The 20,804-nt window shown below is 69.3% G+C and carries 12 protein-coding genes; 3 read left to right on the top strand and 9 right to left on the bottom strand.

Annotated elements, in window-relative coordinates; genetic code table 11:
* Positions 1–155 precede the first annotated feature (155 nt).
* Together ACFVIU_RS28385 and ACFVIU_RS28380 are read left to right on the top strand one after the other, a co-directional pair.
* On the top strand, positions 156–3,053 hold the full coding sequence (locus ACFVIU_RS28385) for an RICIN domain-containing protein (RefSeq protein WP_385845952.1): 2,898 nt from the start codon (positions 156–158) through the stop codon (positions 3,051–3,053).
* A gap of 96 nt (positions 3,054–3,149) precedes the next feature.
* Entirely contained in the window at positions 3,150–4,706 is a 1,557-nt protein-coding gene (locus ACFVIU_RS28380; RefSeq protein ID WP_385845951.1) for an alpha-L-arabinofuranosidase B, read from the top strand.
* 63 nt (positions 4,707–4,769) lie between these two features.
* Here the strand turns inward: ACFVIU_RS28380 and ACFVIU_RS28375 are convergent, their stop codons facing one another.
* The 8 genes from ACFVIU_RS28375 to ACFVIU_RS28340 form a co-directional block, all read right to left on the bottom strand.
* The gene (locus tag ACFVIU_RS28375) at positions 4,770–6,818 is read right to left on the bottom strand and encodes a family 43 glycosylhydrolase (RefSeq protein WP_385845950.1); all 2,049 of its coding nucleotides are present in this window, start codon (positions 6,816–6,818) and stop codon (positions 4,770–4,772) included.
* Between the two features lie 21 nt (positions 6,819–6,839).
* The gene (locus ACFVIU_RS28370) at positions 6,840–9,950 is read right to left on the bottom strand and encodes an RICIN domain-containing protein (RefSeq protein ID WP_385845949.1); all 3,111 of its coding nucleotides are present in this window, start codon (positions 9,948–9,950) and stop codon (positions 6,840–6,842) included.
* Positions 9,951–10,061: 111 nt separating this feature from the next.
* Positions 10,062–10,946, bottom strand: a complete 885-nt coding sequence (locus ACFVIU_RS28365; protein WP_385845948.1) for an amidohydrolase family protein — start codon at positions 10,944–10,946, stop codon at positions 10,062–10,064.
* Positions 10,943–11,287 carry an L-rhamnose mutarotase gene (locus tag ACFVIU_RS28360; protein ID WP_385845947.1) on the bottom strand — a complete coding sequence of 115 codons (345 nt, stop codon included), beginning with the start codon at positions 11,285–11,287 and terminating at the stop codon, positions 10,943–10,945. Before ACFVIU_RS28360 ends, ACFVIU_RS28365 begins: the two co-directional genes overlap by 4 nt.
* Entirely contained in the window at positions 11,287–13,272 is a 1,986-nt protein-coding gene (locus ACFVIU_RS28355) for a hypothetical protein (protein ID WP_385845946.1), read from the bottom strand. The genes ACFVIU_RS28360 and ACFVIU_RS28355 overlap by 1 nt, the downstream gene beginning before the upstream one ends.
* Before the next feature lie 74 nt (positions 13,273–13,346).
* Positions 13,347–14,258, bottom strand: a complete 912-nt coding sequence (locus ACFVIU_RS28350) for a carbohydrate ABC transporter permease (protein ID WP_385845945.1) — start codon at positions 14,256–14,258, stop codon at positions 13,347–13,349.
* 55 nt (positions 14,259–14,313) lie between these two features.
* A complete protein-coding gene (locus ACFVIU_RS28345; protein WP_385845944.1) occupies positions 14,314–15,228 on the bottom strand; it encodes a carbohydrate ABC transporter permease in 915 nt (304 codons plus the stop codon).
* Positions 15,225–16,586: an ABC transporter substrate-binding protein gene (locus ACFVIU_RS28340; protein ID WP_385845943.1), complete on the bottom strand. Its 1,362-nt coding sequence runs from the start codon at positions 16,584–16,586 to the stop codon at positions 15,225–15,227. The genes ACFVIU_RS28345 and ACFVIU_RS28340 overlap by 4 nt, the downstream gene beginning before the upstream one ends.
* A 376-nt stretch (positions 16,587–16,962) precedes the next feature.
* Between ACFVIU_RS28340 and ACFVIU_RS28335 the strand changes: the two genes are divergently transcribed.
* Positions 16,963–17,730 (top strand): FadR/GntR family transcriptional regulator, encoded by a 768-nt coding sequence (locus ACFVIU_RS28335; RefSeq protein ID WP_385845942.1) that lies wholly within the window; start codon positions 16,963–16,965, stop codon positions 17,728–17,730.
* A gap of 52 nt (positions 17,731–17,782) precedes the next feature.
* On the opposite strand, the gene ACFVIU_RS28330 is transcribed toward ACFVIU_RS28335, so the two are convergent.
* On the bottom strand, positions 17,783–20,791 hold the full coding sequence (locus ACFVIU_RS28330) for a right-handed parallel beta-helix repeat-containing protein (protein WP_385845941.1): 3,009 nt from the start codon (positions 20,789–20,791) through the stop codon (positions 17,783–17,785).
* Positions 20,792–20,804 lie beyond the last annotated feature (13 nt).

Below are 20,804 nucleotides of genomic sequence, written 5' to 3'. Positions count from 1 at the left end.
CCCGCGGGGCGGGCCGGCCTCAGCCGTCCGGTTCCGCCGTCGACGGCCGATCCAGCCACCGCATGTCCGACAGAGCGCTGTTGTCCGCCACCGCACCCGCACCGGTGGCACCCCTGGTCCCCGTGGTACTCACCGTCCGACAACGGAGTCCCCCCATGTCACTGCACGGCCTTCCCCTCAACCGCCGGCGCTTCCTCACCGCGGCCGCCCTCGCCGCCGGCGCCACGGCCCTGCCCGGCCTCGTCCTGGCCGACCGGGCTGCGGCCGCCGTACCGCCCCAGGTCACCCTCCCCGACCGCGGCATCTGGGACAACGACACCGCCTCGGCCTGGACCGACGGGTTCCTGAGCGGAAACGGCGAGTACGGGGCCGTCTACTACGGGGCGCCGACGCTCGAGAAGATGATTTTCAATCATCACCGGTTCGTGCTGCCCAACGGCAGCCGGAACGTCATGCCCCCGGTGATCGCGCCGTATCTCGAGACCGCCCGGGACCAGGCGCTGGCCGGTAACTACTCCGATGCCTCCGCCACCTTCGCCCACGGCTGGAGCCTGCGCTGGACCCAGACCTTCCACCCCGGCTACGAACTCCAGCTCAGCACCCCGGGCATGACCACCGTCAACGACTTCGCCCGCATCACCGACTTCCGCACCGGAGAGATCACCCACACCTGGACCGACCCGTACGGCACCTGGAAGCGCCATGTCTTCGTCTCCCGCGCCGACCAGGTCATCGTGCACGAGCTGCTGCCCGCCACCGGCCGCACCGTGGACACCACCATCAGCGTCAACACCGCTCTCACAGGCGTGCCGACCAGTGTGTCCTTCACCACCACCGCCACCGTCACCAGCGGCGACGGCTACCTGAACCTGCGCGGCACCTACCCCTCCGGCGGTGCCTACGGCTACGAGGGCGCCACCCGCGTCGTCGTCTCCGGCAGCGGCTCCTCCGTCACCGCCGACGGACAGACCCTGGCCGTCGCCAAGGCCACCAAGGTGCTGCTGCTGACCAAGCTCGCCCGGTACGAGACCTCCACCGGCTGGAACAGCCGGCCCTTGCAGACCGCCCTCGCCGCGCTGACGGCCGACTACGCCACCCTCCTGGGCCGCCACGCCCCCAGACACCAGGCCATGTACGACCGCTCCAGCATCGACCTCGACGTCCCCGCCGCCGACCGCCGGCTGGCCACCAGCGAACTCATAGCCCGCCAGAACGGCAACGCGTCCGCCATCGACGTCGCACTGCTGGAGCGGATGTACGACTCCGGCCGCTACCTCTTCATCAGCTCCAGCGGGGTCCTGCCACCACGCCTGACCGGCATCTGGACCGGCACCTGGAACGGCTCCTGGGCCGACGACTTCACCACCGACGCCAACATCAACCTCCAGGTCGCCGGCGGCAACATCCTCGACCTCACCGACGCCATGCAGGGCTACTTCGACCTCATCCTCGGCCAGCTCGCCCACTGGCGCGAGAACGCCACCAACCTCTACGGCGCCCGCGGCTTCCTCGCCCCGTCCCGGACCGACGGCGAGTACGGGCACATGCTGCACTTCAACAGCGGCAGCTTCCCCGGCGAGGCCTGGACCGGCGGCGCCGACTGGCTGCTCCACCCGCTTCTGGAGTACTACCAGGTCACCGGCGACACCGCCTTCCTGAAGAACAAGCTCGGCCCCGCCCTGATGGAACTGGCCCTGTTCTACGAGGACTTCCTCACCCGCACCGACTCCCACGGCAAGGCCGTCTTCGTCCCCTCCTACTCCATGGAGAACACCCCCACCAGCACCGGCCAGGCGTTCTCCATCAACGCCACCGGCGACATCATGGCCGGCCGGCACGCGCTCCAGACCGCGATCGACGCGGCCAACATTCTCGGCCTGGAGCAGGGCAGCGGCCAGGGCGTGCAACGCTGGACAGCCCTGCTCGCCAAGCTGCCCGACTACACCGTCAACAGCGACGGGGCGCTCGCCGAGTGGTCCTGGCCGGGCCTGACCGACCGCTACGACCACCGGCACGCCCAGCACCTGTACGGTGCCTGGCCGCTGCACGAGATCAACCCCGAGGACAAGCCCGACCTGGTCCAGTACGCCCGCACCGCCCTGGACAAGCGAGGCGACCAGAACTACTCCGCCCACGGCAGCCTCCACCGGGCGCTGGCCCGCGCCCGCCTGAAGGACGGCCCCGGCGTCTACGCCAACCTGCTGAAGATCTACGGCAAGAACATGGTGTGGCGGTCTCTGATGACCTCCCACAACCCGGACCTGACCACCTACAACTGCGACGCCGCCAACACCATCCCCGCCGTCCTCGGTGAAGCACTCGTCTACACCCGCCCCGGTGTCCTCGAGATCCTCCCCGCCCTCCCCGACCAGCTCCCGAAAGGCACCGTCAACGGCGTCCGCGGCCGCAACCGGATCACCATCCAGTCGCTGTCCTGGGACACGGCGGCCCGCACCGCCACCGTCACGCTCACCTCCGCCATCGACCAGGACATCACCTTCATCTGCCGGCGCGGCATCACCTCCATCAGCACCGGCGCGAGCGTCACCACGTCGTCGGTGGGCAACCACGCCCGCACCGTGTCGCTGACCGCCGGCACGAAAACCACGATCACGATCGGCCTGCTGACCGGCTCCTTCAAGCTGGTCAACCGCAAGAGCGGCAAGGTCCTGGACGTCTCCGGCGCCTCCACCTCCGACGGCGGGCCCGTCATCCAGTACACGTGGTCCGGCGGCGCGAACCAGCAGTGGAAACTGCTCCCCGACTACGACGGCTCGTTCCGCCTCTCCAACGTCCACAGCGGCAAGCTGCTCGACGTCCCGGGCGGCTCCACCAGCGCCGGCACAGCCCTGGACCAGTCGTCGGACACCAACGGCACCCTCCAGTGGTGGAAGCTCGTGCCGGCGGCCACCAGCGGCTACTACCGCCTCGTCAACGTCAGGAGCGGCCTGTGCGCAGACGTGCAGAGCGGCTCCACCGCCGACGGCGCCAAGGTCATCCAGTGGCCCGCCAACGGCGGCTCCAACCAGGAATGGCAGCCAGTGGGGCTGTGACGGTGCACCCGTGCGTTGACACATAGCGACAGACCGGACCTGGACGATCCAGTGACCGGGTTGCCGTACCCGCATCGACGAACAAGGGAGTTCACTGTGCCTGTGCTGATCACGCTTCGACGACTGCGCCAGGGGGTGGTTGTCTGCCTGGCCGCGGTGGCGCTCGCCTTCGCCGGCCTCGGCGCCTTCAGCGGCGCCGCGCAGGCCGCCACGCAGGGACCCTGCGACATCTACGCGGCGGGCGGCACGCCGTGCGTGGCGGCGCACAGCACCACCCGCGCGCTGTTCGCCGCCTACAACGGCCCGCTCTACCAGGTGCAGCGGGCGTCGGACAACACGGTGCAGAACATCGGGGTGCTGTCCGCCGGTGGTGTCGCCGACGCGGCGGCCCAGGACTCGTTCTGCGCGGGCACCACCTGCACCATCACCCGTGTGTACGACCAGACCGGCGGCGGCAACACCCTGGTCTACCAGGGACCCGGCGGGACCGGCGGCGCCGACACGGCGGCCATGGCGACCACCGAAGCGCTCGGCGTGGGCGGCCGGAAGGCCTACGCGCTGTACATCAACCCCGGCAACAGCTACTTCGCGTACAACTCCACCGGGGGCGTGCCGACCGGCAGCTCGCCCGAGGGCGCGTACATGGTCACCAGCGGCACGCACGTCAACAACGGCTGCTGCTTCGACTACGGCAACACCGAGACCGACCACAAGGCCGACGGCAACGGCGCCATGGACGCGATCAACTTCGGCACGGAATGCTGGTTCGGCGGCTGTAGCGGGACCGGGCCGTGGGTGCAGGCGGACCTGGAGAACGGCCTGTTCTCCGGCGGCAGCAAGACGTGGAACCCCCACCAGGTCTCCCAGACCAGCCGCTTCGTCACCGCGATGCTCAAGAACGACGGCACCACCCGGATGGCACTCAACGCCGCCGACGCCCAGTCCGGAAGCCTGACCCAGCTCTACAGCGGCGCACTGCCCACCGGCTACAACCCGATGCACAAGCAGGGCGCCATCATCCTCGGCAGCGGCGGCGACTGCTGCCAGACCAACCGCAACGCGAGCGCGGGCACCTTCTACGAGGGCGCCATGGTCAAGGGCTACCCCTCCGACGCCACCGACGCCGCGGTCCAGGCCAACATCGCCGCGGCCGGCTACAGCACCGACACCACCACCCCCTTCACCCCGGGCGCGAAGGTGTCGCTGCGGGCCACCACCTCCTGCTGCACCGGCGACTACCTCAAGCACGACACCAGCGACGACAACGTCGTGATCGCGCCGGTGACCTCCAGCAGTTCGGTCACCGACAAGGGCAACGCCACCTGGATCGTCCGCGCCGGCCTGGCCGACAGCAGCTGCGTCTCCTTCGAGTCGGCCGACGCACCCGGCCGTTACCTCAGGCACTACGCGTTCCAGCTCCACCTCCAGCCCGACGCCGGCACCAGCCAGTTCGCCGCCGACGCCACGTTCTGCCCCAAGCCGGGGAACAGCGGAACGGGTTATTCCTTGCAGTCCTTCAACTACCCGGCCAGGTACATCCGCCACTACCGCTTCACCGGCTACATCGCGAGCAACGGCGGTACCAACGCCTGGGACACGTCGTCGTCGTGGGCCCAGGACACCAGCTGGCTCGCCGCATCTCCCTGGAGCTGACGAGCCTCCGGCACGCGCAGCCACCCGGCCCGGCCGACGGCCCGGCCGGGTGGCTGCGCGAGGCTAACCGGTGACGCGCCGGAAGGTCCACCGCTGGTTGGAGCCGCCGGTGTCGCGGTACTGGATGAGCGCGGCGCCGTCGGCCGTACTGCCTCCGCCGACGTCGAGCACCTTGCCGCTGTTGCGGTTGACCAGGACGAACTCGCCGCCGGTCTGCGGGCGCAGCTGCCACTGCTGGCTCGTCCGGCCGTCGGCGGTCGCCTGCACGACCCGCGCGCCGTCCGCCGTCGAGGACCCCGCCACGTCGAGGACCTTGCCGCTGTTGACGCACATGATGGTGTGGTAGCCGTCCGCTGTCGACTGGAAGGCCCACTGCTGGTTCGGCCTGCCGTTGCCGGGCCACTGGATCACGGCGGCGCCGTCCGCCGTGGCGGCGCCGGAGACGTCGGCGACCTTGCCGCTGCGCACGCTGACACATGTGTAGGCCCTGGTGGGCGCGAGGGCGTACTGCACCGAGTCGAAGTCGACGTAGCCGGCGTTGTTGGGGTTGTAGGTGTACAGGCCGACCCGGTCACCGCGGTAGCCGCCCCAGGAGAGCTGGTAGGTGCCGCCGAACGAGGTGAACGTGCTGCCGTCGAGGCTGTAGGAGAACTGGCTGACCCCGTTGACGTCCCAGGTGGTACGCAGCCACACGGCGTCCTGTGCGACCACCGGACCGTAGGTCAGGGTGCCGCCGGCGTTGTGCGCGAGCGTGGTGGTGGTCCCCGAGCGCCGCACGCCCAGCCCGGCGTAGGTGCCCGCGTAGTGGCACAGTCCGGCGTGCTGGCCGTCGGCGAGGCCGGCCAGTTCGAGGCGGACCGTCACCGTCGCGTCCGACGTGCGCAGCACCCGCTGGGTGAGGGTGTTGCCGACCTTGGTCAGGTTGTCGGCCACCAGCGGTGCGAACGCCTTCAGCCGCAGGTAGCCCGGGCGCTCGGTGAGCGACCAGTGGTCCGCGCGCGGTTGGTAGTACCACTCCCACTGCGGCTTGAGGCGGCTGTCGGTGAACAGGTCGCTGGTCACCACGGGCGGCAGCGCGTCGACCGGCAGACCGGGGGTGCCGCCGGCGGGCACCTTGCCCGTCCACACCATGGTGCCGATGCCGTCCGCGCCCACCTGGCCCAGGATCGGCCAGCCGTCCACCCAGGTCACCGGCAGCAGGGACAGCGGCCGCCCCTCCCAGGCGCCGTGGCCGTGGTGGGTCACGAAGTACCAGGTGCCGTCCGGGGTCTGCACCAGCCCGCCCTGGTTGGGCTCGCGGTCCACCGAGGCGTTGACATGCTCCAGCTGCCGGGTCTCGAAGGGGCCGTACAGGCTGGAGCCGCGGTTCATCATCAACACCCGGCCCTCGGACTTCACCTCGCTGTACAGGTGGTAGTAGAGGCCGTTGATCTTGTACAGCTTGTTGGCCTCGCTGCCCGTCGACTGGTGGATGACGGTGGGCGAGCCGACCAGCGACTTCCCGTCCCCGGACAGCCTGAACAGGTTGATCTTGTAGCCGTCCGCGTAGTGCGAGCTGACCAGGTAGCCCTGGCCGTCGTCGTCCCAGAACGGGCACGGGTCGTCCCAGCCGGAGGTCCGCCACACCGACGTCAGCGGATCCCACGGCCCTTCCGGCGACGGGGCCGACGTCATGAAGAAGCCCTCGTCGGGGGTGTTGAAGTACACCCAGAACCGCCCCGCGTGGTAGCGGATGGCCCCGGCCCACACACCACGGCCGTAGCGGTTCATCTGGTCCCAGTTCAGCGCCGGTCCGATACGGGTCAGATCGTCGACCGCGCCGCCCAGCGTCCGCCAGTTGACCAGGTCCTTCGAGTGCAGGACGGCCACGCCGGGCGAGTACCCGAACGTGCTGGTGATGCCGTAGTAGTCGTCGCCGACCCGGATGCAGTCCCAGTCGCTGAAGTCGCCCGGGAGGACGGGGTTGACATAGGTGCCGTCGCCCTGGTCCCCCCAGGTGCCGGCGGGAGGTGTGGCCGCCGCGGCCCTGCCGGGGGGCAGCAGCCCCGGCAGCAGCAGGGCCCCGGTGCCGACTGCGGCGAGCCGGCCGAACTGTCTTCTGGTGATGTCCACGATGTCCCTCCTGTCAGGGAGTCAGTCCGCGCTCACGGCTTGCCACAGCTGGCTGTCGGCGTTCGTGTCCGTCGTCTGCACGAGCTGGGCGCCTGCCGATGTCGAGGAGCCGGACACCGCGAGCAGCTTGCCGCTGTTCACGTTCTTGATCTTGTAGTAGCCGTTTCCGGCGGCCACCAGGGTCCAGTGCTGGCTCGCGGCGTTGCTGTCGGGCTGCTGGACGACGGTCGCGTCGTCCGTGGTGGACCCGCCGGTGACGTCCAGCAGCTGACCGCTGTTCTCGTTGACGATCTCGTAGGCGCCGCCACCGGCCGGGAGCCACAGCCAGCGCTGGTTCTGCCCTGCGGTGTCGTTCCACTGGATGGCGTTCGCCGCTGCGGCGGTCGACGCGCCCGAGATGTCGATCACCTTGCCGCTGTTCTTGTTGAGGACCTTGTAGAGCACGCTCGCGCTGGGGAAGGGGATGGAGGCGAACGCGTCCAGGGCGCAGACGGTGTTGGAGGAGGCCGTGTTCTTCGTTCCGGTGCACACGACCTTGATCGTGTGGGAGCCCGCGGCGAGATCCGTCTTCTCGAACAGCGGCACCTGCTTCGTCACCGTCGAGGCATAGGCGTCGATGCCCGACTGTGCGAGGGTGCCGTCGAGGTAGACGTCGACCTTGCCCATGTTCGGCTGCTTCATGCCGAGGTACCGGACGCCCGAGCCGGTGAACGCGTACTGGACGTAGTCGCCCGCCCTGTTGGTGTAGCTCTCGGACCCCTTGAAGTCCTGCGAGTCGTTCCAGCTCGACCAGCTGGGGGAGTAGGTGAGACCGGAGTCCTTGTCGTCGACGTAGGTCCATCGCTGGCGGACCAGCGCCTTGGACGCGGCGGACGCGTTCCCCTGGGCGTCCACGACATAGAGGCGGTAGTCACCGGGCTTCGGCGGGACGGCGATGGCCGTCGCGGTTCCGGCCGCCTTCGTCATGGCCGGGCCGACGGCGAACGTCGTCGTACCGGCGGGAGCCAGCCAGAGCGTCCTGGTCGCGTCACCGAGGGGGCGGACGGGGATGGACGACATGCCCTTGCCGGTGAACGTGCTGGCGGGCAGGGCGTAGTCCTGGAGCGCCAGGTTGCTCCGCGGGACGAGGTCCTTGTAGGCGTCCTCGAGGCCCGCGTTCACGGCGATGCCGTACGCCTGCGACGGCCACACCTTGTCCGGGTACGCGTGCACGTCCTGAATGGTGCTGTTCGGGACGCTCTTGCTGAAGATCTTGTTGAGGGTGCCGTAGGTGTTGGTGATGGTGAGGTCGTGCTGCCGGCCCCAGGTGCCGGAGTTGATGGTGTACGCGACATTCGGGTCCACGTCGAGGACGTTGTCGTGCTCGTTGAGGTAGGCGGAACCCTCGTCCGGGTGCATTCCGTACTTGTGGCCGGCCGGCACACCCTGGATGTAGTTGTTGCTGATCTCGGTGTTCGGCTGGCTGCCCAGCGTGTAGATGGGAGCGGAGTCGCCGAGCACCTGCATGGTGTCGACGATCTCGTTGTACTTGACGGTGTTGTTCCTGGCCGTGGTGGTCGGGTTCCCGGGATTGACGGAGTTCGCCGAACCGTCGAAGTTCCACCATCCCCAGCCGAGCGTGATGCCCGCCCAGGGGGACTTCTCGATCCGGTTGTGCTGCACGGACAGGGAGTCCACGAAGTACGCCGACACGGGGCTCGACCCCTGGAACAACACGGCGCTGTCGTAGAGGTAGTTGTCCGTGACCGATATGTTCTTGCAGACGCCCTCGACGTTCACCGGGTACTTCTCGTGGTTGGTCGAGGTGTAGTCCCCGATGTACACGTGCTGGGGGTGCCCCACGGTGACGGCGGATCCGGCGATGTCGTTGGTGACGTTGCCGGTCAGCTGTGTGTCCGTCACGTCGTTGGCCAGGGTGATGCCGTCGGCGCCGGTGTGCTGCACGGTGTTGCGCGACAGGACGATCCCGTCGGCGTTCTCGATCTGGACGGCCGCGGGCGGCAGGTCGACGTTGCGGTAGGTGTACGCGTGGAAGTTCTGCCTGGCGTACACGTTCGAGCTGGCGTTGCCCTGCGTTCCCTGCCGGAACACGGAGCCCGCGACGTTGACCAGGTTCCAGTCGGAGTGCTCGACCGTGAGCCCGGAGAACGTGATGTTCCGCGCGTGGTCGCTCGTGGACTTCCCGGCGATCTTGAGCAGGGTGGACACGTTGTTCGGCGCGAAGACATCCGCCGTGGTCATGTCCTCGGAGCCGGACTTGTAGTAGTAGAGGGTGTGCTTCGCCCTGTCGAAGTAGAACTCCCCCGGCTGGTCCAGGAATTCGTACGCGTTCATGAAGGTGTGGGTGCCGTCCGCCTTGAAGGGGCCGTACGGCGGCGCCTGGGCGATGGCCGCCCCTGGCTGCTGGAACAGGGCCACGCGGTTGGCACCGTCCGAGCTCGTGGTGATCTGCCGGACCCCCACGATGGCCGTGGTCCAGGTCGTCGCCGACTTGATCTCGACGTCGTCCTGGTTGGCGGCGACGGCGGGCAGGTCGGAGAGGCTGTACTTGGCACCGTCGCACTGCGAACCCGACTCCCAGGCCCAGGGCGCCTGGCCGGCCGTCACGGTGTAGGTCCCGTAGCAGCCGGCCGAGTTGATCGTCTTGGAGGCCATCTGGGCGCGCTTGCCGTTGACATACAGCGCGCGGAGCTTGTCGTCGCGGTTGAGCGTGGCCTTCCAGATGTTCCCGCTGTGCTGGGTCCAGCCGGTGACCTGAACGCCTCCCTCCAGGACCGGCTTCTCGTTCTGGTAGGCGGCGTACACGACATGGTGGCCGTTCGTCCCGGAGTCGGCAGGCGTGAAGTCGATGGTGCTGCTCACCGGGTAGGTGCCGCCGCGGAGATAGACGGTGATGTCCCCGGTCATGTTGTCGTTGACCGTGCGTACGACGTCCCGTGCGTGCTGGAGCGTCTTGAACGGCGCGCTGATCGTCCCGGGGTTGGTGTCGCTGCCGTTCGGGGCGACGTAGTAGGTCGCCTGGGTCGCGGCCGTGGCCGGGGTCGGCGTCGTGAGAGAGGTCAGCAGCACCGCGGAGAGGCCCGTCGCGAGCGCTGCTGACACCGTGCGGGTGGGGGAGGTGCCGGGCTTCATCGCCTGCCCCTCCTGTGCTGGGGGCGGGCGGTCGGGGATGCGTTCATACGGCGGCTCCGAGGGTGGGGTCAGTGCGGTGACACGGTCCTTCAGCACGAGCGCCGACGGAGGTCAGCCGGAGACGGGGAGGCGGTAGAAGGCGGTCGCGGTGCCGGCGAGCACCGCGTGGATCTCGGTGGCGGAACAGCCGTCGAGCAGCTCGTCCACGGTGGCGGCCCAGCGGTTCCAGCCGCCCGCGAGGTTCGCGACGGGCCAGTCGGATCCGAACATCAGGCGGTCGGGGCCGAACGACGACAGCAGTACGTCCCACACCGGGCGGATGTCGGCGGTGGTCCATCTGTCGTGGTCGGCCTCGGTGATCAGCCCCGACACCTTGCAGACCACGTGGGGGTGTGCGGCCAGCAGACGCACCTGCCGTTCCCAGTCGGCCAGGTCGCCGTCGGCGATCGGCGGCTTGCCCGCGTGGTCGAGGACCTGGGGCAGGTCGGGGAAGCGCTCGGCCAGCCGGATCGCCTGGTCGAGCTGGTGGCTGCGGACCAGCACGTCGTAGCCGAGCCCGCGGTCCCGGAGGGCCGCCAACCCCCGTTCGACGTGGGGGCGTTGCAGCCACCCCGGCTCCGTCTCGCCCTGGACGAGATGGCGCAGGGACCGCAGATACGTCCCGCCCGGCCCGGCGAGCAGCCCGTCGAGATCGTCGCCGATCGCCGGGGACGTCAGGTCGGCCCAGCCGACGACGGCCCCGATCAGCGGCTCCTGTTCCGCGAGGGCGAGCAGGTCCTCGGTCTCGGGCAGGTCCGGGATGCACTGCACGGCCACCGTGCGGTGCAGACGGCGGCCGGCGATGGTCCGGGTGGCGGTGGTCCGCAGGTCGGCGGGGGTGAAGGTGCGGCGGATCGTCGTCAGGGCGGGGTCGTCGAGCCAGGGCTGCGGACGCTGGTCGAGGTCCCACAGGTGGTGGTGGGCGTCCACGATGCCCGGGACGGGGGTGGCGGTCATGACGCGGGTCCGGGGAGCGGGCTCAGGTGCCAGATCTCGGTGAGTTCCGTCCACTGGCGGGAGTCGCCCCGGTCGGGCCACGGCTCCTGGCAGGGGTCGGTGAGCTTCCACCACTTCTGGGTCTCGGGGTCGGCTTCGAGTGCGGCCATGTCGGCCTCGAAGTCGTCGCCGTGATATTCGAGGTAGGCGAACAGCACATCGCCGTGCAGGTAGATGCTGTAGTTGCGGATGTTCGCCCGGTGCAGGGCGGCCTCGACGCCGGGCCAGACGGCCGAGTGGAGTTCGAGGTACTTCTCGCGGTGCTCGGGGCGGAGCCTGATGGTCTGGGCGATGCGTCTCATCACGCACCCTCCTGAGGGGTGAAGGGGGTCCGGTAGCTGGGAGTGTGGGCACGCAGCCGGAGGCTCAGGGTGAGCCGGATGCGGGTGGACGCGGGCAGCCGGACCGTCAGGTAGGCGCCGTCGCAGTCCTGCTCCTTCTCGGTGACGACCGGCTCGGTGTGGCCGTAGTCGTACATGTCGCCGATCCAGCCGTCGTCCTCGCAGGTGGTGTAGCGGACGGAGGTGATGGTGTGTTCGGCGAAGGCGCCCGCCTGGACGATCACCGTGCGGTCGGTCTCGGGCGCGAGGTTGACCAGTTCGACGGTGGTGGCCTCGGGGTCGATGGAGGTGACCAGGGCGGCCACGTCCGGCGGCAGGCCGGCGCGGCGCGCCTCGGCGTCGTGGTAGCGCAGCCGGGCCTGCTGGAGACCGCCCTGGTACAGCACCTGGGGGCCGCCCCAGGTCAGCTGGACGAGGGCCTCGGTGACCACGGGGTTGCACAGCTGCCACACGTGGATGTCGGCCTCGGGCACGTCCAGGTCGCGGTAGCGGTCGATGCGCCGCAGCCGGTGGCGGACCTGGGCCTGGGCGGCCGCGAGGATGCGCTCGGGGTAGTCGGGGTCGTCACCGGCGAGGAAGGCGAACCAGGCCTTCTCGTGCCCGGACTCCTCCTTGGCCCGGAACGGCCGTACGGTGCGCCAGTCGATGCCGTCGGCCTCGCGCAGCCGCTCCAGCCGGGCGCGGTCGGCCTGGGAGGAGGTGTGGTGCCACAGGGCCACCGGGACCGGCGGGGTGGCCGGGTTGAAGTCGAACCAGCCGGAGTCGTTGTGCCGGAACGGCAGGTGCGGGGTGGGCGTGTGGACGTCGGGGCCGAGTTCGACCGCCCACTTGGAGGGCAGGCTGGAGTCCGCCTCGGTGTGCGGCATCACCTTGGCCTCGTCGATGAGGGTGTCGAGGGAGGTCGCGACCATGGCGAGGTAGTCGTCGTCGCCGGTGACCGTGGCCGCCGCGAGCGCCGCCACGCAGGCCGCGTGGCCGAGGCTGTGCCAGCCGTGCGGCCAGGACCAGCCGTAGTGGCCGCCGTACCAGCGGCCCTCCAGCAGACTGCCGACGACCCCGTCCGGGCCGACGTTGTCCGGGATCAGGCCGCCGTGTTCCCGGGTCCGCTCGCGCCACGCGCCGACGTACTCGACGATCCAGTCGCGGTAGCGCTCCTCGCCGGACAGGATCCAGGCGTTGAGAACCAGCCCGGCCGCGGCGAGGTTGACGGCGGTGTCGCCGACGCCCATCCGGTCCCGCATCTGGTCGCCCAGCCGCGGGTCCGCCGACAGCGGGAAGGGACCGCCGTCGGCCGCCTCGGGGATCCATTCGAGGGGGAAGCCGTAGGTCTCGGCCTCCTTCGGCAGCCAGGGGTAGACGTCGCCGTCGAACAGGCCCGTGCGGTCGGGGTCGCTGCCGTTGTGGGGGCGGGTGATGATGCGGTGTTCGGGGTCGTAGTTGCCCTTGGCGGGGTCGACGTACAGCTCGGCGAAGCGCAGGGCGCGCTCGCGCCAGCGGTCGGGGGCGGCCATGCACAGGAAGTAGAGCAGCAGCAGGCTCTCGCCCTGGTGGAACCAGTCGTAGCCGCGCTCGTACTCGTCGCGCAGCATGTCCAGTTCGGTCAGCTGGCGGGTGACGCCCTCCCAGTGCTTCTCACTGGCGGGCAGCAGGTCGTCGGCGCCGCCGAGGAGGTAGAGCTGGGGCCAGTTGAAGAACACCTCGTAGAAGTCGTCCACACCGTCGCGGGTGGTCAGCGGGCCGGTGTAGTTCAGCCGCCCGTCCGGGCCGGTGAAGTCGCGGGCGAAGCGCCGCCACCCGTGGTCGAGCAGGTCGAACAGCGACCGCTGGGCCACGGCCCATCCGGGGGGTTCGAGCAGCGGCACCCCCGCCTCGATCTCGGGTGGCGCGGCCGGCTGGTCGCGGGGGGCGTCCTCGGCCGGGGTGCGGTCGGCAGGGCTGAAGGGCATGGGAGATCTCCGTTCGGGACGGGCTGCGGGGACGGCGCACGCCGGGGACGACGGCCGGGCGGACGAGGCCGGTGTCACTCCTTGGTGGCGCCGGCGAGCATCCCGCTGACCAGGAAGCGCTGGGCGAAGAGGAAGACGACCAGCACGGGCGTGATGGCCACGAGCGTCGCCAGAGCCAGCTGCGGGCGCTGGATCGCCAGGTCACCCACGGTCGGATTGAACGACGGTACGTTGCTGAGCAGGTTGCCGACGCCCACCTGGACCGGCATCTGACTGCTGTCGGGGAGCATCACGTACGGCAGGAAGTAGTTGGTCCAGTTGGCGACGAAGCTGAAGAAGCCCACGAGCGCGATGACCGGCGTCGCCAGCGGCAGCGCTATGTGCCGGAAGACGCCGAACTCCGAGCAGCCGTCGATCCGTGCGGCCGCCAGCAGGTCCTTCGGTACGGCGGTGGTGAAGTAGATGTACGTCAGATACACACCGAAGGGGTAGAACGAGTACGGCAGGATGATCGACCACATCGTGCCGATCAGATGCACCGCGTTGATCTCCAGGAACAGCGGCACCACCAGCGTGGCGTTCGGCATCAGCATCACGACGAGGGTCGCGATCAGCAGGGTGTGCCGGCCGCGGAACTCGGTCATCGCCAGCGCGTATCCCGCCGGAACGGCGACGCACAGCGTGATGACCAGCGAGATCACCGCGTACAGTGCGGAGTTGCGCAGCCACAGCAGGATCGCGTCGTCCTGGAATGCCGTGAGCGCGTGCCAGTTGGCCTTCAGCGCGTGCCAGGAGCCGAAGGAGAGCGGGCTGTCGTGGACCAGTTGCTGGTCGGTCTTGGTCGCCGCGAGCAGCAGCCAGAGCACCGGCAGGACGAAGAACACCACGAACACGGCCAGTACGGCGCCGGTCAGCAGCCGGGAGGCCACGCGCCGCTGGGGACGGGTGCGCCGCCGCTCCGGAGCCCCCTGGTGCGTGCCGCTCATGACGGATGATTCCCCCTTCGCAGGCCGGGTGGCGGCGACCGGGGTGGCAAAGGACTTATTCGGCATCGAAGAACCCCGACCGTGCGACGAATACTGCGGCGGCCGACACGCTGACGACCAGGAGCTCCACCGAGACCGCGGCGGCGCCGTTGATGTTGTTCATCTGGAAGGCGAAGTCGTACGTCAGCTGGTTGAGCGAGTAGTCGCGGCCGGCCACGCCGGTGCTGGCGAGGGAGAGCAACTGCGGCTCCACGAAGAGCTGGGCTCCGCCCGCGAACGCCAGGATCACCATGTACACGATCCACTTGCGGAGCATCGGGATCTGGATGTGCCAGGCGGTCTGCCAGGCGCCCGCGCCGTCGATGCGCGCGGCTTCCATGACATCTTTGGGGATGTTGTTGAGCGCGCCGTACATGACGACGATCCAGCCGCCCGCGCCGGTCCAGAACGCGATGATCGTGAACAGCAGGGGCAGGTTGCCGGGCGCGATCACCTCGCCGAAGGTGTGGAAGCCCAGCGCGCCCAGCAGCGAGCTGACCGGGCTGACGGTCGGGTCGAGCATGAACAGCCACACCAGCACGCTCGCGGCGCCGGCGAGCGCTCCCGGGATGTAGTAGAGGAAGCGCAGCGCCTTGCCGGCGGGAGCCGAGGTCAGGCGGTGCAGCAGCAGCGCCAGGCCGACCACGAACACCACCAGGGACAGGAGCCAGAAGACGAGGTAGACGGCGACATGGCTCACCGCGTCCAGGAAGCGGAAGTCCTGCGCCGTGGTGACGAAGTTGGAGAAGCCGGTGAACGTGCCCCCGGCGTCGGTGAAGGCGAAGTAGATCGCGTAGGCGGTCGGCAGGACGCCGAAGGCGATCAGCAGGATCACGTAGGCGGCGACGAAGGCCACACCGGCCCGGCTCTGCCGTGTGGTGCCGCGAGGGCGCCGGGCAGCAGAGCCGGCCGGGGAGTGGGTGAGGGTCACTGGGAGACCTTGTATCCGTTGGACTTGGCGTACTTGGTGATGGAGTCCTGCCAGGCGGGCAGCATGGAGGCGATGGACTTGCCCTGGGTCAGGCCCGGCTTGACGGTGGCGGCCCAGATCGCCTCCTGGCTGAACTGGCCCGATCCCCAGTCCGGCCAGACCTGGGTGGACGCGGCCTTGAGGGCGCTCAGGTCACTGGCGAAGTATCCGGAGGCGGCCTGCCCCTTCAGCCACACCTCGGCGGCCGGCGCGTACGCGGGGAAGCCGGGGGCCTTGGCGCCCTGGTAGGCGTTGTCGGTGGTGACCCACTTCAGGAAGTCGGTGGCCGCCTTGATGTGGGCGGAGTGCTTCGACAGCAGCCAGGTGCCGCCGCCGACGTTGCCGGTGGACGGCGACGCGTCCCCCTGCCACTGGGGCATGGGCGCTGCCGCGATCTGCTTGGCCGGGGTCTTGAGGCCGTCCTTGAACACCGCGCCGCCGTACCAGGCGGGGCCCGGCATCAGCAGGACCTTGTTCGCCTTGTTCTTGCTGAAGTCGGTGCTGAAGACGCCGCTGATGGACATGGACTTCGCCTTGATCAGCGTGTCCATGAGCTTGGCCATCTTGGTGCAGGCCTCGCTGGTGGTGTTCACCGACACCGACTTGGGGCCGGTGATGTGGTTGGCGCCGCACTTGCTCGCCCACAGGTAGATTTCGGGGGCGAAGGAGTCGCCTGCGTCACCCACCAGGTAGCCGGGGTGCTCCTTGGCCACCTTCTCGCCGAGCGCCTGGTACTCCTCCCACGTCGTGGGCACCGTGTAGCCGAACTGCTTCAGCAGCGGCGCGTTGTACCAGAGCACCGCCTGGGAGAGATCGTTGCGCAGGCAGTAGAGGGTGCCGTTGACGGTGCAGACGTCGTTGGCGCCCTTGGCGAAACCGGCCAGGGTCGCGTCCGGGATCAGCCCCTTGTTCAGCGGCGCGGCGAAGCCGGCGTCGACCGCCCAGGTCACCTCGTTGTTCTGGGAGCTGAAGACCACGTCCGGCCAGCCCTTGCCGGTGCGGTTGAACAGCTGGACCTTCGTCTGGAGGTAGTTCGAGCCGTTGGCGTCGCCGTCGTAGCTGACGATGTTCAGCTTCACGTTCGGGTGCTGCCGCTGGTACAGCTTCGCGGCATCCATCCGGGTCGCGTCCACCCAGACGGTCAGCGCACCGTCCGTCTGGCGCACCTGCGCGAAGCCGTCCTTGTTCGTCGTGGCCGTGGCGCCGCCGTTGCAGGCGGAGACGGTAAGCAACACGGTGGCCGCGCAGCCGGCCAGCAACGTCGCACGCCTCCTGCTGGACGCTCTCTCCTGGCCGGACGAAGGCTTGTTGACGGTCATGTGCGACTCCACTGGTTTCACAGGGCGCCCCGAGTAGGCGGGTAGGTGGCGCGTGTATGGGGACGACGCCGGGCCGTACCGGTCGGGCGTCGGGGACCTCGGACGGCCGTGCCGCTTGCCGCCGCGGAAGAAATTAGGCGCCTTATCAAGGGATCAGTCAAGGGTGTGAGCAGGCTCTTCCTCATGGCTTATGACTGATGCCCCGTATCGACATGGGAAAAGTCCCTCATATCCGCTTACGAGCCCTGGACTTGCTGCACTTCTGCGGTGTAGACCTTCCCCCGATGAGTACGACTCATCGGGGGGTGGGGATACGATGAGCATGGCTCCACATCGATCAACCGCCCTCGCGGCAGTCATCCCGAAGGCAGGACAGATGAACGACACACCCGCGACCGCTGCGGCAGAGACGGTGAACGGTGCGGACGCGCGGCCCGAGTACCGGCCCGGCTACGAGGTCGTGGCGGAGCGGATTCTCGAGTTCATCGCCGAGTCGCGTCTGGTGGCGGGCGACCGGCTGCCCACGGAGAACGATCTGGCCCAGCGGCTGAACACCAGCAGGGCCGTGGTGCGGGAGGCCGTGAAGATCCTTTCGGCGCTCGGCCGGGTCCGGGCGCACAAGGGGCGCGGACTGTTCGTCGCGGACGACGAGGGCCTGCTCAGCACCAGCCGCTGGGGCGGCTTCTTCCGCCCGGTCGACCTCGATCACGTGCTCATGCTGTTCGAGTTCCGCAGGGTGCAGGAGATGGCCGCGAGCAGTCTGGCCGCCACCCGGGCCACCCCCGCCGAGCTGCGGACCATCGAGGTGGCCGTGCAGCGGTGCCGGCACGGCTTCGTCCACGGTCAGGTCGAGGAGTTCAACCAGGCGGACGAGGACTTCCACGGGGCCGTGGCCGCGGCCTCGCACAACGCCTTCCTCGTCAGCGCGGTGCGGGACGCGCGACGCCTCCAGCGGCAGTCCAGCGCGATCGGGATCCATGACACCTTCGGTGAGGGCACCGAGTCCGCGGTCGTGGAACACGAGGTGATCTACCGGGCCATTCGCGACGGCCGCCCCGACGAGGCGGCCGAGGCCACGGCGGCACATCTCGACAGGACGCTGGAGGACTACCGGCGGGAGATCCAGCGGCGCCTGTTCGGATAGCGAGACCTCGCCGGGGCCCTCTCGTACGACCGCTCCTGCCTGCGGCGAAGCGTCACCGCACGTCGAACCGGTCGACGACCAGCCAGCTGCCTCCCGTCTTGGTCAGGGTGAGGGTGTGGCGCCCGAGGGGCAGGTCGCTGACGGAGTACACGGTCCGCTGGGCCTGGCGGCTCGCGGAGGACGCGTTGACGGTGCCCCGGGAGGCGCCGTCGAGGGAGACCGCGAGGGAGCCCTCGTCGGAGTTGGTCTCGGTGACGAGGCTGATCCCGGTACCGGTGAAGGTGACGGTGGCCGAGTCGCCGTCGGCCGTGGTGGCGTGGACGTCGTCCTGGTAGTCGCCGAAGCCGCGGTTGGCGGAGTAGCGCCAGGAGGCGCCGGTATAGGTGAGGGAGGAGTCGGTGTCGTTGTGGACGCCGGTGACCTCGAAGCCGTCCAGGGAGGCCCAGGTGCCGCTGCGCTTGACGAACCGGACGGTGTGGCTGCCCGGGCTCAGTCCGCCGGTGCTGTAGAGCACCGCCTGGGCCTGGCGGGTGGTGGCGTGGGTGTCGACCAGGCCCTTGGAGGTTCCGTCGATGAAGACCTCGGCCTGTCCCTGGTCGGTGTTCCTCTCGCCGATGACCGAGACACCGGTGCCGGTGAACGTCAGCGAGGCGCTGTCGCCGTCGGTCTTCGTGGCGTGTACGGCGTCCTCGTGGTCGCCCACGCCGCGGTTGCCGTTCGCCGTCCAGCTGCCGGTGTAGGAGATCGCGGTGTCGTCGTCGTCCATCCAGCCGGTCAGCGGCCTGTGCGCGGCGTCGGGGCCGGCGGCCGCGATGATGTCCCGGGCGGCGGAGGGCCAGGCGCCGCCGGAGACGATCGTGGCCTGGCTGAAGGTGATGCCGGTCCCGCTGTTCCGGTAGGTGGCGGTGTCGGAGTAGTTGTCGTGGATGTCGATGTCGTGGATGGTCGGCGTCCACATGCCGATCCAGTTGCCGCCGACGATGCGGGAGACGTTGTCGTGGGTGTTCCAGTACGAGCTGCCCTCGTCCTGGTACAGCATGTTGTTGGTGTGGTTGCCGACCTCGACCAGGTTGCCCGCGAGGACGGACGTGGTGGAGCCGTCGCCATTGCCCTGGCCGCCGTTGGTGTAGATGGGGCCGCCGTCGTGGAGGACGTTCATCACGTCGTGCACGTGGTTGTCCAGGACCTGGTTGGCGCCGGCGTAGAGGGTGCCGTGTGCGCAGGTGTGCAGGCCCTGGGCGGACTGCATGGAGCACGGTGAGGCGTAGCCCCAGCCCCAGCCGACCGACATGCCGGAGTAGGGGGTGTGGCCGATGTCGTTGTGCGAGACGGTGAGGCCGCGGGTGTAGCCGGCCCAGATGCCGACCGCGTCGGAGTAGTCCCGGCCGACGTCGGAGATCCAGTTCTGGGTGACGGTGTCGCCGGTGGTCATGCGGTGGGTGTCGGTGAGGTAGTAGTCGTCCACCTCGCCCACGGAGACGCCGCCACCGGAGGTGTCGTGGATGACGTTCCCGGTGATCGTGGAGTCCTGGGTGCCGTCGGCGAGGTCGATGCCGGTGCCGCCGGTGTGGGTGATCTCGTTGCCGGTGAAGGTGATGTGGGATCCGCGGTGGACCTGGACGGCGGCGGGGATGCGGAGGGGGGCGTTGTCGTTGCCGGGGTCCCAGAGCACGCCGGCCTGGTTGTCGATGTAGCCGGCCGTGGAGGGCAGGGTCCAGGTGGTGTAGGCGAAGGTCAGGCCCTGGAAGGTGATGTCGTGCGCGGGCGTGATCGCGTCCGGCACCACGGTGAAGCCGTCCAGGAGCATGGTTGTCCCGCCGGTCTTGACCAGCTTGATGGTGTGCCGGCCCTTGGCGAGGCCGCTGACGGAGGCGACGACCTGCTGGGCGAGCCGCGACGAGCCGGAGGCGGACCCGCTCTGCACCTTGGCGCCGTCGACGTAGACGTCGATGCCGCCCTCGTCGGTGTTGGTCTCCGAGAGCACGTCGATCCCGGTACCGGAGAAGGTGTAGCTCACCGAGTCGCCGTTGGCAGTGGTGGCGTGGACGTCGTTGGAAAGGTCACCCAGGTTGCGCCCGCTGGAGGAGCTCCAGGATCCGGTGTAGGTGATGGCCGGGTCCGTGTCGTCGACCGGCGCGAGGTGGCCGGGCGTGCCCTGCACGTTCAGCAGCGTCTCGGTGGTGGGCAGCTCCACGTCGGCGGTGGTGAGGTCCTCACCGCTGCGCGGCTTGTAGTACAGGTAGCCCGCCGAGCTGTCGAGGTAGAACTCGCCGGGGGAGTCGAGCAGTTGGTAGGCGTTCTCCACGGAGGTGATGGAGGTCAGCTTCGGCAGTCCGGCGCCGTTGAAGGGGAAGCCCCGGTTGGGCACCGAGGTGTTGTTGTTCCTGAAGCAGGCCGGGTCGACGTCGAGGCTGGACCCGCCGCCACTGGGCGTGGTGATGCTCGCCAGCGGGCAGCGCATCTGCTTCCAGGCGTTGTTGTCCACGATCTCCACCGAGGAGGCGTTGGTGAACGACGTGTAGGAGGAGTCGCCGGTGGTGAAGCTCGACCCGGAGAGGGTGAAACCCGAGGGGTTCAGCGGACCGCGTGCGCGCTGGGCCCGTACCCCGTCGACGAACAGCTGCCGGCTCCGCGTGCCGGCCGGCACGGCGGCGCGGTAGATGTTCTTGCCGCTGTCGAAGAGGGAGAACCCGCTGACCTTCGTCGCCCCGCTCAGGACGGGCTTCTCACCCGGATAGGCGGCATAGACCACCTTGTGGCCGTTGCGCCCGGAGTCGGACGCGCCCAGGGTGAAGGCCTGGGACAGGCGGTAGGTGCCGCCGCGCAGAAAGACGTCGATGTCGGCGGCCATGGCGGGGGCGAGGCCCGCCACCTTGCTCCTGGCGCCGTCCAGGCTGCACGGCGCGCTCGGTGAGCAGGTGCTGCCGGACCCGGAAGGCGACGCGTACAGCACGGTCGGCGTGGCGGCGTACGCCGGACCGGCCGGGGACAGCGCGGCGCAGACGACCGCGCCGACTGCCCCCAGCGCACCGTAGAAACCGCGGGCTCTGGAACGGAACATGGAGGGGTACTCC

Source organism: Streptomyces sp. NPDC127190, assembly GCF_042672505.1.
GTDB lineage: Bacteria > Actinomycetota > Actinomycetes > Streptomycetales > Streptomycetaceae > Streptomyces.
This window is presented reverse-complemented; position numbering and strand designations above follow the sequence as displayed.

What these genes read in the sequence shown, in the direction of transcription:
- ACFVIU_RS28385 (WP_385845952.1), top strand. Translation starts at nt 156, where the DNA reads ATGTCACTGCACGGCCTTCCCCTCAACCGCCGGCGCTTCCTCACCGCG.
- ACFVIU_RS28370 (WP_385845949.1), bottom strand. Translation starts at nt 9,950, where the DNA reads ATGAAGCCCGGCACCTCCCCCACCCGCACGGTGTCAGCAGCGCTCGCG.
- ACFVIU_RS28365 (WP_385845948.1), bottom strand. Translation starts at nt 10,946, where the DNA reads ATGACCGCCACCCCCGTCCCGGGCATCGTGGACGCCCACCACCACCTG.
- ACFVIU_RS28360 (WP_385845947.1), bottom strand. Translation starts at nt 11,287, where the DNA reads ATGAGACGCATCGCCCAGACCATCAGGCTCCGCCCCGAGCACCGCGAG.
- ACFVIU_RS28355 (WP_385845946.1), bottom strand. Translation starts at nt 13,272, where the DNA reads ATGCCCTTCAGCCCTGCCGACCGCACCCCGGCCGAGGACGCCCCCCGC.
- ACFVIU_RS28350 (WP_385845945.1), bottom strand. Translation starts at nt 14,258, where the DNA reads ATGAGCGGCACGCACCAGGGGGCTCCGGAGCGGCGGCGCACCCGTCCC.
- ACFVIU_RS28340 (WP_385845943.1), bottom strand. Translation starts at nt 16,586, where the DNA reads ATGACCGTCAACAAGCCTTCGTCCGGCCAGGAGAGAGCGTCCAGCAGG.
- ACFVIU_RS28335 (WP_385845942.1), top strand. Translation starts at nt 16,963, where the DNA reads ATGAACGACACACCCGCGACCGCTGCGGCAGAGACGGTGAACGGTGCG.
- ACFVIU_RS28330 (WP_385845941.1), bottom strand. Translation starts at nt 20,791, where the DNA reads ATGTTCCGTTCCAGAGCCCGCGGTTTCTACGGTGCGCTGGGGGCAGTC.